This is a genomic window from Glaciecola sp. 2405UD65-10 (assembly GCF_048820975.1).
Classification (GTDB): Bacteria; Pseudomonadota; Gammaproteobacteria; order Enterobacterales; family Alteromonadaceae; genus Glaciecola.
The window spans coordinates 2,649,731-2,663,836 of the sequence record NZ_JBMEUF010000001.1 but is presented as its reverse complement, the minus strand read 5'-3'; the positions used below and the strand labels follow the sequence as shown (position 1 = coordinate 2,663,836).

General features: G+C 41.1%; 16 protein-coding genes. All 16 read left to right on the top strand.

Going from position 1 to position 14,106, the window contains the following annotated elements; all coding sequences use genetic code 11:
* Window positions 1-42: 42 nt before the first annotated feature.
* Entirely contained in the window at window positions 43-1,944 is a 1,902-nt protein-coding gene (gene mnmG, locus ACOI22_RS11755; protein ID WP_420672219.1) for a tRNA uridine-5-carboxymethylaminomethyl(34) synthesis enzyme MnmG, read from the top strand.
* Window positions 1,944-2,591: a 16S rRNA (guanine(527)-N(7))-methyltransferase RsmG gene (gene rsmG / locus ACOI22_RS11750; protein WP_420672218.1), complete on the top strand. Its 648-nt coding sequence runs from the start codon at window positions 1,944-1,946 to the stop codon at window positions 2,589-2,591. The genes mnmG and rsmG overlap by 1 nt, the downstream gene beginning before the upstream one ends.
* 118 nt (window positions 2,592-2,709) lie before the next feature.
* Window positions 2,710-3,495 carry a ParA family protein gene (locus ACOI22_RS11745; protein WP_420672217.1) on the top strand — a complete coding sequence of 262 codons (786 nt, stop codon included), beginning with the start codon at window positions 2,710-2,712 and terminating at the stop codon, window positions 3,493-3,495.
* 87 nt (window positions 3,496-3,582) lie between these two features.
* A complete protein-coding gene (locus tag ACOI22_RS11740; protein ID WP_420672216.1) occupies window positions 3,583-4,491 on the top strand; it encodes a ParB/RepB/Spo0J family partition protein in 909 nt (302 codons plus the stop codon).
* Window positions 4,492-4,698: 207 nt separating this feature from the next.
* Window positions 4,699-5,073 carry an ATP synthase subunit I gene (locus ACOI22_RS11735; protein WP_420672215.1) on the top strand — a complete coding sequence of 125 codons (375 nt, stop codon included), beginning with the start codon at window positions 4,699-4,701 and terminating at the stop codon, window positions 5,071-5,073.
* Between the two features lie 195 nt (window positions 5,074-5,268).
* The gene (gene atpB, locus ACOI22_RS11730; protein WP_420672214.1) at window positions 5,269-6,102 is read left to right on the top strand and encodes a F0F1 ATP synthase subunit A; all 834 of its coding nucleotides are present in this window, start codon (window positions 5,269-5,271) and stop codon (window positions 6,100-6,102) included.
* Between the two features lie 58 nt (window positions 6,103-6,160).
* On the top strand, window positions 6,161-6,385 hold the full coding sequence (atpE, locus tag ACOI22_RS11725; RefSeq protein ID WP_297348786.1) for a F0F1 ATP synthase subunit C: 225 nt from the start codon (window positions 6,161-6,163) through the stop codon (window positions 6,383-6,385).
* A 48-nt stretch (window positions 6,386-6,433) separates the two neighbouring features.
* Window positions 6,434-6,904 carry a F0F1 ATP synthase subunit B gene (atpF, locus tag ACOI22_RS11720; RefSeq protein WP_420672213.1) on the top strand — a complete coding sequence of 157 codons (471 nt, stop codon included), beginning with the start codon at window positions 6,434-6,436 and terminating at the stop codon, window positions 6,902-6,904.
* Window positions 6,905-6,916: 12 nt separating this feature from the next.
* Complete coding sequence (gene atpH, locus ACOI22_RS11715) at window positions 6,917-7,450, top strand: F0F1 ATP synthase subunit delta (protein ID WP_420672212.1); 534 nt, start codon at window positions 6,917-6,919, stop codon at window positions 7,448-7,450.
* 14 nt (window positions 7,451-7,464) lie between these two features.
* Window positions 7,465-9,006, top strand: a complete 1,542-nt coding sequence (gene atpA / locus ACOI22_RS11710; protein WP_420672211.1) for a F0F1 ATP synthase subunit alpha — start codon at window positions 7,465-7,467, stop codon at window positions 9,004-9,006.
* 59 nt (window positions 9,007-9,065) lie between these two features.
* Window positions 9,066-9,926, top strand: a complete 861-nt coding sequence (gene atpG, locus ACOI22_RS11705) for a F0F1 ATP synthase subunit gamma (protein WP_420672210.1) — start codon at window positions 9,066-9,068, stop codon at window positions 9,924-9,926.
* Between the two features lie 65 nt (window positions 9,927-9,991).
* Entirely contained in the window at window positions 9,992-11,374 is a 1,383-nt protein-coding gene (atpD, locus tag ACOI22_RS11700; protein ID WP_420672209.1) for a F0F1 ATP synthase subunit beta, read from the top strand.
* Window positions 11,375-11,420: 46 nt separating this feature from the next.
* Window positions 11,421-11,834: a F0F1 ATP synthase subunit epsilon gene (locus tag ACOI22_RS11695; RefSeq protein ID WP_420672208.1), complete on the top strand. Its 414-nt coding sequence runs from the start codon at window positions 11,421-11,423 to the stop codon at window positions 11,832-11,834.
* Window positions 11,835-12,121: 287 nt separating this feature from the next.
* Window positions 12,122-12,655 carry a hypothetical protein gene (locus ACOI22_RS11690; RefSeq protein WP_420672207.1) on the top strand — a complete coding sequence of 178 codons (534 nt, stop codon included), beginning with the start codon at window positions 12,122-12,124 and terminating at the stop codon, window positions 12,653-12,655.
* Window positions 12,656-12,660: 5 nt separating this feature from the next.
* Window positions 12,661-13,377: an SH3 domain-containing protein gene (locus ACOI22_RS11685; protein WP_420672206.1), complete on the top strand. Its 717-nt coding sequence runs from the start codon at window positions 12,661-12,663 to the stop codon at window positions 13,375-13,377.
* A 238-nt stretch (window positions 13,378-13,615) separates the two neighbouring features.
* Window positions 13,616-14,098, top strand: a complete 483-nt coding sequence (locus ACOI22_RS11680) for a hypothetical protein (RefSeq protein WP_420672205.1) — start codon at window positions 13,616-13,618, stop codon at window positions 14,096-14,098.
* Window positions 14,099-14,106 lie beyond the last annotated feature (8 nt).

Sequence of the window (14,106 nt, the reverse complement as noted above, 5' to 3'; positions counted from 1 at the left end):
ACTCAAAAGCGTAAATAGTTTTTTTGATCGAGGTTCTATTAGATGTTTTATCAACAAGATTTTGATGTCATTGTTGTAGGTGGTGGTCATGCAGGAACAGAAGCAGCAATGGCTTCTGCACGTATGGGTGCAAAAACACTTTTATTAACGCACAGTATTGAAACCTTAGGTCAAATGTCGTGTAACCCTGCTATTGGTGGTATTGGTAAAGGCCATTTAGTAAAAGAAATTGATGCCCTTGGTGGTGTTATGGGTAAAGCAATTGACAAAGCCGGTATTCAATTTAGAACACTAAACTCTTCAAAAGGCCCAGCTGTAAGGGCTACTCGCGCGCAAGCAGATCGAACTTTGTATCGAATAGCTGTGCGCCAAATGCTAGAACAACAAGAAAATTTAACCCTGTTCCAACAATCGTGTGATGACCTAATTGTTGAAAACGAAAGAGTATGCGGTGTTGTTACTCAAATGGGTTTAAAATTTAAAGCTAAAACAGTTGTATTAACGGTAGGAACGTTCTTAGGTGGTACTATTCACATAGGCCTTGAAAACTACAAAGGTGGTAGAGCTGGTGATCCACCATCTATTGCTCTAGCAGAACGTTTACGCGCATTACCGTTTAGAGTTGATCGTTTAAAAACCGGTACCCCTGCTCGCTTAGACGCAAGAAGCCTTGATTATTCAGTTATGCAAGAACAAGCGGGTGATTCACCACTACCTGTATTTTCGTTTATGGGTAAACGTTCAGATCATCCTGAACAAATATCTTGCTACATTACGCACACAAACGAAAAAACCCACGATATTATTCGCTCTGGTTTAGATAGATCGCCCATGTATACTGGCGTTATTGAAGGTGTTGGCCCTCGTTACTGCCCTTCTATTGAAGATAAAATTGTTAGATTTGCTGATAAAACCTCGCATCAAATATTCGTAGAGCCTGAAGGTCTTAACAGTATTGAAGTTTATCCAAACGGAATTTCAACAAGTTTACCGTTTGATGTTCAAATGGGCTTAGTACGCTCAATTAAAGGGTTTGAAAACGCGCATATTATTCGCCCTGGTTACGCCATTGAGTATGACTTTTTTGATCCGCGCGACCTAAAGCAAACCTTGGAAACTAAATTTATACAAGGCTTGTTCTTTGCTGGGCAAATAAATGGCACTACGGGTTATGAAGAAGCCGGTGCTCAAGGCTTAATTGCCGGAACTAATGCTGCCTTGCAGGTACAAGAAAAAGACCCATTTGTTTTAGGGCGTGACCAAGCGTATGTTGGCGTTTTAATAGATGATTTGGCCACCATGGGAACCAAAGAACCTTACAGAATGTTTACTAGCCGCGCCGAATATCGCTTACTATTGCGCGAAGATAACGCTGATAGCCGCCTAACTGAACAAGGCAGAGCCCTTGGCTTAGTATGTGATCAACGCTGGGCAATGTTCAGTGAAAAAATGGAAAACATCGAAAAAGAGAAACAGCGCTTAGCAACATCTTGGATTCATCCGGGCCATGCTGCAACAGAGCAACTTAATACTCTGCTGAAAAGCCCTGTTGCCAAAGAGCATTCTTTGGAAGAAATTATTCGTCGTCCAGAAATGACCTACAAAAAATTGATGCAAATTGAAGAAATTGGCCCCGGCTTAGAAGATGAAAAAACCGCAGAGCAAGTAGAAATTCAAATCAAGTATGCAGGCTACATTTCGCGTCAGAAAGAAGATATTGCCAAATCACAGCGCCATGAAACTGCCCTTATCCCACTTGATTTTGACTATTCTAAAATTTCGGGCTTAAGTAACGAAGTGGTAGCTAAGCTAAGCCAAGCTCGCCCAGAAACCTTGGGCAAAGCCTCTAGAATTTCAGGCATAACACCTGCTGCCGTGTCATTGCTGTTGGTGTATTTGAAAAAACATAATATGTTGTTTAAACATGAGCGTGAAAGCGCATAATGAATCAACTTGAGAACGAACTTAGCCTTGAGTTTGACAAACACGCTAGGCAATTAGACTTTGCAATAAGTGAGCACCAAAAGTCGCAACTTATTGGTTTTGTGTTGCTGCTTAACAAGTGGAATAAAGCTTATAACTTAAGCTCGGTTCGTGATCCCAAAGAGATGTTGATTAAACATATTTTTGATTCAATTGTTGTAAGCCCATTTTTAAACGGTAAAAACTTTGCTGATGTAGGCACAGGCCCAGGCTTACCTGGTATTCCTTTGGCTATTATGCAGCCAAACATGCATTTCACCTTGATTGATTCTTTAGGAAAAAGAATTAGATTCATTAAGCAAGCCGTACATGAATTAAAAATAGACAACGTTGTGGCTATTCAAACTCGTGTTGAAGATCTTAAACCAGATATTTTATTTGACGGTGTACTTAGCCGAGCGTTTGCTTCCCTAAACGATATGCTACACTGGTGCCAGCATTTGCTTGGTAGTGATGGAGAATTTTTAGCCCTCAAAGGGCAGCTTCACGAAGATGAGATTAATCAAGTACCAGCTGAATTTGTACTAGTACAAAGCATCCCTCTTTTGATACCATCATTAGTAGGTGAGAGGCATTTAGTGAAATTAAAGTCAGCCCTTTCTAAATAAAAACAATAAACACGTGTGAGTAATAGTAAGTGAACACTTACTTTATTTTTGACTGGCTTAATAAGCAGTTAGTTAAAACGTGTCCTTAAGCTAAATTACTTGTGAAATAGGATGCCCAGTGGCGAGAGTCATATCAATAGCTAATCAGAAAGGCGGAGTGGGGAAAACCACTACTGCAGTAAACGTTGCGGCATCTATGGCGGCTACGAAAAGAAGAGTATTACTGATTGACTTAGACCCTCAAGGTAATGCCACTATGGGGAGCGGCATTGATAAATACAATGTTGAAAATACCTGTTATGAACTCTTAATTGACGAAAAACCGGCTAAGGAGGTCATAATTACCGAAACTACCGGTAAATATCACTTAATTGCAGGTAATTCTGATATAACCGCCGCTGAAATAAAGCTAATGGAAGTGTTTGCGCGTGAAGTGCGTTTGCGAAATGCGCTTGATACAGTCAAGCAAGATTACGATTACATTTTTATTGATTGTCCACCTTCGTTAAACCAACTTACCGTGAATGCCCTTGCTGCTTCAGACTCAGTTTTAGTGCCCATGCAGTGCGAATACTACGCGCTTGAAGGGGTAACAGCCCTAATGGATACCATTGAAAAGTTAGCGTCAGTGGTTAATCCAAGTTTAAAAATTGAAGGCGTACTACGAACAATGTACGACCCTCGAAATAGATTAGCGAATGATGTGTCAGAACAGCTGAAACGTTATTTTGGCGAACAGGTTTATCGTACTGTAATTCCCCGAAATGTAAGATTAGCTGAAGCGCCAAGTTTTGGTGAGCCAGCTATGTACTACGATAAATCATCAAATGGCGCTAAAGCATATTTAGCCTTGGCGGGCGAAATTTTACGCAGGCAAAAGAAAATAGAAAGTGCCACGGCGTAAACAAATTAAATAAGGCTGTTGCATACAGGCATTGTTTTCACTCGCTTACATAAGCAAAAATAAAATAATAAAAGAGGTTTTTTTTACATGGCTCCACGAAACAAAGGCTTAGGCAGAGGTTTAGATGCCCTACTTGCAACTAGCAAAAGCGTAGCCGACAAGGAAGCTGAGTTAGCTTCACAAGATTCTGGCCAAAACAAAACTGATAACGAACTAAAAAAAATCCCAATTGAATTTTTACAAGCCGGTAAATATCAGCCACGTAAAGACATGGCCGATGAAGCGCTTGAAGAACTAGCCGCATCTATTCGTTCTCAAGGGATTATTCAACCCATTGTTGTTAGGCCTATTGATGACAACAAATATGAAATTATTGCAGGTGAGCGTCGCTGGCGAGCTGCGCAAATAGCGCAACTTGATGTTGTACCTTGCCTGGTTAAGCCTATTCCTGATGACGCCGCAGTTGCAATTGCGCTAATTGAAAATATTCAGCGTGAAGATTTAAATGCCATGGAAGAAGCCCAAGCATTAGATCGTTTAATGGTTGAATTTAACCTAACTCATCAACAAGTTGCCGATGCCGTGGGTAAATCTCGTACTACGGTTACCAATCTTTTGCGCCTAAACGGTTTGCAAGATTCAGTTAAAAGACTACTTGAGCATGGTGATATTGAAATGGGCCACGCCCGAGCTCTTTTAGCTATTGATAACGAACTACAATCAAGCTTAGCGAATCAGGTAGCTGAACAAGGAATGACCGTTCGTCAAACCGAAGCGCTAGTGAAAAAGGCTATGCAAACAAGCACAGCGGAAACAGATAAAAAGCAAAAAGTAGAAGATCCTGATGTAGCGCGTTTGCAAAGTAAACTAGGTGATACTTTAGGCACGCAAGTAAAAATTGACCATAACGCCAAAGGCAAGGGCAAAATGGTGATTAATTTTAACGATTTAGAACAATTAGATGGAATTTTAGCCAAAATCGGCATGGCGGAGTAACTCAAACCCCTTAATGCCGAGTGAATAATTATTTTCGCAAATCTAATTAATATTTGGGTAAGTAAATTTACCTTTACGAAGGTAGTTGTATCGGCTGGGGGAATACTGAAAATAAAAGCTATAATTGATGTTTATAGTTGAATTTTTCTTGTTAAACAGTATACTTCTTCCGCTTTTTGAATGGGTATTACCATTAGGTTTTTTAATATGAATAATGGTTTAGCCAGCACAGGTAGAGTACTAGCGCTAAAAGGTATTGTAGTTCAAATCTTTACGAGCCTTTTGTTATGCATTTTGGCACTAGTATTCAACACAAGTATTCTTTATGCTGTGTTACTTGGATGTATAAGTTTTGTTATACCGCATAGCATATTTGCGTATTGGGTGTTCCGATACGCCGGTGCAACTAAAAATAACTTGGTTGCGCAAAGTTTAAGTCAAGGAATGAAGATAAAACTCATCCTGACGAGTGTTTTATTTATTGTTGCGTTTTCTCAGTTTAATGCGCACCCTTTGCCTCTTTTAGGTGCATACGCAACAATAATGGTCAGCCAATGGCTGGCTATGTTCGTTCTGAAATAGCGAACAATTATCCTTAGAATGCAGGATTTCCCTGCGTTGTGAGGATTTGGCTTTTGTAAATAGCCATTTAATTGTTGGATTTCAGAATACAGTGCATTGCGCATTGTTAACTCAAGCAAGTATTACGCCAAATGTCGTAATGCAAATGCAACACGAACATGCAAAGATTTTAAATTACACACTTTAGGTTTAACAATGGCATCTGAATATACTACTACTGAATATATCCAACACCATTTAACCAATGCAACAGCTTGTATGGTTGACGGCGAAGTCGCTTTCAACAAAGCATGTTCTGAGGCAGGGTTTTGGGCTGTTCACGTTGATACAATGGCTTGGTCAATTGGCTTGGGTATCTTATTTCTTTATCTTTTCCGTCGCACGGCAGCAAAAGCAACCACAGGCGTACCTTCTAAAGGGCAAGCTTTCGTTGAGTTAGTTGTTGATTTCGTGAATGACAACGTAACCAGTACCTTCCATGGTAAAAGTGCGTTAATTGCTCCACTAGCACTAACTATTTTCGTTTGGGTCTTGTTAATGAACCTAATGGATTTAATACCGGTTGACGTAATTCCTTCTGTTTCTGGTTGGATTGGTCAAGTTGCATTTGGCATGGACCCTCATGACGTATACAACAAAGCCGTACCTACTACTGACTTGAACTTAACCCTCGCTTTGGCGCTTGGTGTATTTGTTCTAATCATCTTTTATTCAATTAAAATGAAAGGCATTAGCGGCTTTGCAAAAGAGTTGAGCTTACAGCCTTTCAATCATTGGGCTTTCATTCCAGTTAACTTAGTCTTGGAACTTGTTACCTTGTTTGCGCGTCCATTATCACTAGCACTACGTTTATTCGGTAACCTATATGCAAGTGAATTGATATTTATTCTAATCGCAACTATTGGGTTATGGCAGTTGCCATTGCACTTTATGTGGGCGGTTTTCCATATTTTAGTACTTCCACTACAAGCCTTTATATTCATGATGTTGACCATTGTGTACTTGAGCTTGGCTAGCGAAGACCACTAAAAGCAGTTTTTGTAATACTTTTTAAACTTTAAACTTAACTTAAAATCGGAGATACACAATGATCGCAATCGCAGTTGCACTACTAATCGGTATGGGTGCCCTAGGTACCGCTATTGGATTCGGTATTCTAGGTGGGAAATTCCTAGAATCTGCTGCTCGTCAACCAGAACTAGCACCACAACTTCAAGTTAAAATGTTCATCGTAGCGGGTCTTATTGACGCTATCGCGATGATCGGTGTTGGTATCGCACTATACTTATTGTTCGCAGTTGGTCTTGGTTAATTAAGAAGAACTATTGGTTTTAGCGAACATTAAATAAGGAGAGCTGCGGTGAATATGAACCTCACTCTAATTGGTCAGCTGATTGCATTTGCCGTTTTCGTGGCATTTTGTATGAAGTATGTGTGGCCGCCGTTAATGGCTGCCATCGAAGACCGCCAAAAGACCATTGCAGATGGCTTGGCTGCTTCAGAGCGTGCTGAAAAAGACCTCGAACTTGCTCAAGAACGCGCTACGGCTCAGCTTAAAGAAGCTAAGCAACAAGCAGCGGAAATTGTTGAACAAGCTAAGAAGCGTGCTAATCAACTTGTTGATGAAGAAACACAGCGTGGTCATTCTGAGCGTGAAAAAATTATCGCTCAAGGTCATGCCGAAATCGAAGCTGAACGTAACCGTGTAAGAGAAGATCTTCGCAAGCAAGTAGCTGGTTTAGCTATTGCTGGTGCTGAAAAAATCTTAGCACGTGAAATTGACGCTGCGGCACAAAACGACATTGTTGAAAAACTTGTCGCTGAACTATAAGGGAGATGAGCTATGTCTGAATTGACAACAATCGCTCGCCCTTATGCCAAAGCTGCTTTTGATTTTGCAGTTGAGAGCGCAGAAATTGCGAAATGGCAGGAAATGCTAGTATTTGCAGCAGAAGTCACCAAAAATGATGACATGCGCAATGTTCTATCTAGTGCAATGGCACCAGAAAAACTAGCTGACTTGTTCGTGAGCATTTGCGAAGAACAACTCAACACTCAGGGTCAAAACTTTATTAGAGTTTTGGCTGAAAATAATCGTTTATCAGCTTTGCCTGATATTGCCACTATGTTCGCTGCGCTTAAAGCAGATTATGATAAAGAGATTGATGTAGATGTAACGTCTGCAATTGAATTATCAAGTGAACAGAAAGACAATATTAGCGCGGCGCTAGAGAAAAGATTAGCACGTAAAGTGAAGCTTATTTGTAACGTGGATCCTGCATTGGTCGCTGGTGTCATTATTAAGGCCGGCGATACAGTGATAGATGGTTCCGTAAATTCAAAATTGAACCGTCTTTCAGACGCGTTGCAAGCATAACGGGGATAAAGAGCATGCAACTTAATTCCACAGAAATTGCAGAACTTATCAAAAATAGAATTGAAAAGTTTAATGTAGTTAGTGAAGCTCGAAATGAAGGAACTATCGTTGGTGTAACTGACGGTATTATTCGCATACACGGCCTAGCCGATGTTATGCAAGGCGAAATGATTGAGCTTCCTGGCAGTCGCTACGCAATTGCACTTAACCTAGAACGAGATTCTGTAGGTGCAGTAGTGATGGGTCCTTACGCGGACCTACAAGAAGGTACAAAAGTACAATCATCAGGTCGTATCCTAGAAGTACCAGTAGGCCCAGGCTTACTAGGTCGTGTTGTAAATACACTAGGTGCGCCAATTGATGGAAAAGGCGCAATTGAAGCTGCTGGTTTTGAACCAGTAGAAAAAATTGCACCAGGCGTAATTGAGCGTCAATCAGTAGACCAACCAGTACAAACTGGTTATAAGTCTGTTGATGCGATGATTCCAATTGGTCGTGGTCAGCGTGAGTTGATTATCGGCGATCGCCAAACAGGTAAAACAGCCCTTGCTGTTGATGCAATCATCAACCAAAAAGGCACTGGCGTTAAGTGTGTTTACGTAGCAATTGGCCAAAAGGCTTCTACTATTGCGAACGTGGTACGTAAACTAGAAGAGCACGGTGCTATGGGTCACACCATCATTGTTGCTGCGTCTGCATCTGAATCTGCAGCACTTCAGTACTTAGCACCATACTCTGGTTGTACAATGGGTGAATACTTCCGCGACCGCGGTGAAGATGCACTAATTGTATACGATGACTTGTCAAAGCAAGCTGTAGCATACCGTCAGGTATCACTATTGTTGAAACGTCCACCAGGCCGTGAAGCCTACCCAGGTGATGTTTTCTATCTTCACTCGCGTCTACTAGAGCGTGCTGCTCGTGTAAACGATGTATACGTAGAAAAATACACCAACGGTGAAGTAAAAGGTAAAACAGGTTCTTTAACCGCTTTACCTATTATTGAAACTCAAGCGGGTGACGTATCAGCGTTCGTACCAACAAACGTAATCTCAATTACCGATGGTCAGATCTTCTTAGAATCAGACTTGTTTAACGCGGGTATTCGTCCGCCAGTAAACGCCGGTATTTCAGTATCTCGTGTTGGTGGTGCTGCACAAACCAAGATTGTTAAAAAGCTGGGCGGTGGTATTCGTCTTGCTCTTGCACAATACCGCGAACTAGCGGCTTTCTCACAGTTTGCTTCAGACCTTGACGCAGAAACACGTGAGCAGCTAGAACACGGTGAGCGTGTAACTGAGCTTATGAAGCAGAACCAGTACGCACCATTATCGGTAGCGGAAACGTCTGTATCATTGTTCGCAGCTGAAAAAGGCTTCTTAAAAGATGTAGAGCTTAATAAAGTTCTAGATTTTGAAGCTGCTCTTCATTCATACATGAATAACGAGCACAGCGCGCTTATGAACACAATCAATGAAACTGGTAACTACAACGACGATATCGAGTCACAGTTGAAAGAAGCGTTTAACACGTTTAAGTCTACTCAAACTTGGTAATTCAATAAGCCTCAGTATTTTGTATTGGGGCTTGTCGTTTAGTAATTGGAGAAAGTGTCATGGCTAGCGGAAAAGAGATAAAAGGTAAGATTGGGAGTATTAAGAATACTCAAAAAATTACCAGTGCAATGGAAATGGTAGCGGCTTCTAAAATGAAGAAGGCGCAAGACCGTATGACCTCTGGTCGTCCATACGCACAAAATATGCTAAAAGTGATTGGTCACATTGCTAACGGTAGCTTGGAATATCGCCACCCTTATTTGGAAGAGCGTGAAGTCAAGAATGTAGGATACATAGTTATTTCTACTGACCGTGGTTTATGTGGTGGCTTAAATACTAACGAATTTAAGTTAGTAACTCAGCAAGTTAAAGCTTACAGCGAACAAGATGTTGGCGTTCATTTCGCCGCATTAGGTTCAAAGGCTGTTGCATTCTTTAACCGTTTTGGTGGCAAAGTTATGGCCGCTGAATCAGGTTTAGGTGACAAGCCAAGCCTTAGCGACGTTGTTGGCGTTGTGCGTGTTATGCTTAAAGCATACGACGAAGGAAAATTAGACAAGATATTCCTTGTTTATAACAACTTCGTAAACACCATGACCCAAGAGCCACAGGTCAATCAATTGTTGCCTTTGCCTAAATCAGAAGATAAAGCATTAAAACATCGTTGGGACTACATCTACGAACCTGATCCAAAAGAAATTTTGGAATCATTAATGGTTCGTTACATTGAGTCTCAGGTTTACCAAGGTGTTGTTGAAAATGTCGCGTCAGAACAAGCGGCGCGCATGGTAGCTATGAAAGCAGCTACCGACAATGCTGGTAACCTGATTGATGATTTGCAATTGGTATACAACAAGGCTCGCCAAGCGGCGATTACACAAGAAATTAGTGAAATTGTATCGGGTGCAGCAGCGGTTTAATCCCTGTATGTACAAAGCGAGCTATTTAGGTAAAGAACAAATTTTAGGAATTAAGAGGACAAATTATGAGTCAAGGTAAGGTCGTCCAAATCATTGGTGCTGTTGTGGATATTGAATTTCCACAAACATCAGTACCACGAGTGTATGACGCACTAAAAGTGACCGAAGGTGACTTAGCGGGCTTAACTCTAGAAGTACAACAACAATTGGGTGGCGGTGTAGTACGTTCAATTGCAATGGGTACTACTGATGGATTACGCCGTAATATTTCTGTAGAGAACTCTGGTGCAGCTATTCAGGTTCCTGTAGGTACAGCCACTCTAGGCCGTATCATGGATGTGCTAGGTAACCCTATTGATGAAGCTGGCCCAATTGGTGAAGAAGAGCGTATGTCTATTCACCGTGAAGCGCCAAGCTACGAAGATCAATCAAGTTCAGTTGAGCTACTAGAAACGGGTATTAAGGTTATTGACCTTGTATGTCCTTTCGCTAAAGGTGGTAAAGTTGGCTTATTCGGTGGTGCCGGAGTTGGTAAAACCGTAAACATGATGGAACTTATTCGTAACATCGCGATTGAGCACAGCGGCTACTCAGTATTTGCTGGTGTTGGTGAGCGTACTCGTGAAGGTAACGATTTCTATCATGAAATGAATGAATCAAACGTACTAGATAAAGTATCACTAGTATACGGCCAGATGAACGAGCCACCGGGTAACCGTTTACGTGTTGCACTAACTGGCCTAACTATGGCTGAAAAGTTCCGTGACGAAGGTCGTGATGTACTTTTCTTCGTAGATAACATCTACCGTTATACACTAGCTGGTACTGAAGTATCTGCACTTCTTGGCCGTATGCCTTCAGCGGTAGGTTATCAGCCTACACTAGCTGAAGAAATGGGTGTACTTCAAGAACGTATTACGTCAACTAAAACAGGTTCAATCACGTCAATCCAAGCGGTATACGTACCAGCGGATGACTTGACCGATCCTTCACCTGCTACTACCTTTGCTCACTTAGATGCAACGGTTGTATTGTCACGTGACATTGCATCTTTAGGTATTTACCCTGCGGTAGACCCACTAGATTCAACTTCACGCCAACTTGACCCACTCGTAATTGGTCAAGAGCACTATGACGTAGCACGTGGCGTACAGTCAGTTCTACAGCGTTATAAAGAACTTAAAGATATCATTGCGATTCTTGGTATGGACGAATTATCTGAAGAAGACAAGCAAGTGGTTTCACGCGCTCGTAAAATTCAGCGTTTCTTGTCACAGCCTTTCTTCGTAGCTGAAGTCTTTACTGGTTCTCCTGGTAAGTATGTATCTTTGAAAGACACCATAAGTGGCTTTAAAGGCATTCTTGATGGTGATTACGATAGTCTTCCTGAGCAAGCCTTCTACATGGTTGGTTCAATTGACGAAGCTTTAGAAAAAGCTAAGAAGTAATCTACTTAGATAAGTGCAGCGTAAGCTGCCTTAAAGGAGGCCCAACATGGCAATGACAGTACACTTGGACGTAGTAAGCGCTGAAACTGAGATATTCTCAGGTTTAGTGGAAACTATCCAAGTAACAGGTAGTGAAGGTGAGCTAGGTATCCATCCTGGCCATGCACCTTTGATTACCAGCTTGCAGCCAGGTATGGTTAGAGTTGTTAAGCAGCATGGTGAAGAAGAACTCATTTACGTTGCTGGTGGTATTTTAGAAATACAACCAGGTTCAGTAACTGTGTTAGCCGACACCGCTGTGCGCGCTGAAGACTTAGATGAAGCAGCAGCGGCTGATGCCAAAAAACATGCGGAAGATAAAATTTCGCAAGGTGGCGCAGACTTAAATTACGCTGAAGCAGCCATTGAACTGGCAGAAGCAATTGCACAACTACGTTTAATACAAAAACTTAAAAAGTAAGTTTTTAGTTAAAAACATATATAAAAACCCAGCATTAGCTGGGTTTTTTTTGCTTGAAAATTGGTAACTTAGCTTAAAAATCTTAATTCAAGCCACACTTATAACAATACAAAATGAAAATAATTGTTGAAATTTTGTACAATATGGAAAACTATATACCAAGGCATGGAGGTCTTCTTGTTGTAATTTGGGGTGTTGATTGCCATTCCTTTAATAAAAATTAACACGCGAGTACTTTTGTATGGCTGGCTTGTTGAGTATTAAATACAACAACAAGGAATAGTAAAATGGGATGGTTAAGTAAAATATTCAGTGGTACAACTGTTGATTTAGTTAGCACTGTAGGCAAAGCATTAGACGATCTAGTTACTTCTGACGAAGAGCTAGCACTTACCGAAGTTCAGCAGCAAAAAATCAAAACGGCTTACCGTATTCGTATGCAAGAATTACTGATGCAAATGGATAGAGAGGCTGCCCTTCATGAAGAAAATATGGAGCAAGAACTTACCGAACGCTTAAGACTAGATATGAAAAGCGATAGTTGGCTGTCGAAGAATATTCGGCCTATGACCCTCATATTTATGACCGTAGTGGTGAGCTTACTTGCCTTTAGCACCATATTTAGCGGAGTGCTTAACGCTGAACAAATTTCCATGGTAAAAGACTGGATACCGTTTTTCCAAACCGTTATGTTAACAATTTATGGTTTTTACTTTGGTTCCCGTGGATTTGAGAAAATCCAAAAAATTCGTTCAGCAAAGCAGAATAGCTCAACACTTAAAAACATGGTGTCTTCTTTTGAGCAAGAGCCAAAAGGATAACATCGATGAAGCAAGCACGTGTTAAACCTGATTCTGGCTTAAATCTACGAGATAAACCCAACGGTAAAAAAGTGACCGTACTACGCCACAACCAAGTACTTGAAATTACCGACGAAGTGACCTTTTACCGTGTACGAAGTAAAAGCGGCGAAATTGGCTACGTGCATGGGAACTACGTCGAACAAATACCGCCCACTGAAATTGACGACACGCTCACCGGTCAGGAGTTAGGTGCGCAGTCTTTACTAGCACCTTCTGAAATGTATAAAACGACGATATTTAGTGGCAGCGAGTTTATAGGTGAACGAGCAAACGTTGATTGTGATTTTGTGCCAGAGCTTAATAGAGTGAACGTTTACGCAAAACAGTGTGAAGTAAAAATATGGGTTACGTCTTCTACTCGTAATATTAATCAGCAGGTGCTGGGGGCAATAGTTCCTCCTGCTACGAAAAGCTGCCATTTTGTAGGTCATGCAATTGATATGAATGTAATGTATGCAGGTAAATTATATAATTCAAAATTGCTTAAAAAGTCTAACTTAAGCCAATTGCCTGATGGGGTAAGTACATTTATTCAGTGTATTCAAGATGATCCAGTGTTGCGCTGGGGCGGTGACTTCAACACCGAAGACCCGGTGCATATTGATGATAATTTTTACTTTAGGAATCAGCTTATGTATAAGGCTAAATTACTCAGTAGAGTGCAGCAACTGAATGCTTAAATAAAAGACTAAAAAGGGGGTCAGTGTTACTAAATCCCTGAGCCTAGATTAAACAATAAAACGGGTCGTATTTAAGTTCAGTGACTTAGGTCAGCTTGACTTCAGCTCAACGACAAATATTTCGCTAATTTATCCAACACCACAAATGAGTAATCATAAACCCATCCTCAAATACAGCTGGCAAAGTGGCGACTCTATAGTGTTAATTTGCCCTATACTCAAAAAAAGGAAGCTCCGTATGTTTAAAACTATGACTTTAGCCTCCGTTTTTATAACGGTATTATGCTTGTCAACAAAGGTAAATGCCCAACAAGTTCAAATACCTGAAATTGGCGTATTCTTTCCATCAATCACTAAAGTAAAACCCAAAGAAGTATCGGTGGTAGACGGTTTGTGGAGCGTGTCGAGTATCGATAAAGTTGTCCGTATCGACCGTGGGCGTATTTATGCTATTGATGGTTGGTTGCACATGTTTGTGCTCAATATAAAACCGGGTACGGTGGTTATTCACCCTTTTACCGAGCAGTTTCCGGGTATTTTTGTCAGTGATGACCTACCCTTGCAAGGGCCACTAAGAGCAGAGTTAACCGGCGACAGAATACTCGATGTCACGGTAAAGGGGGCCTTAGGTGACGTAAACTACCAACTCATTCCGCAAAAACTTGATGATCCTGCGGGTTTTAATGCATTGGTAAAAGAAGTGAGGGAACAAGGTAGATAAGGTAAGCA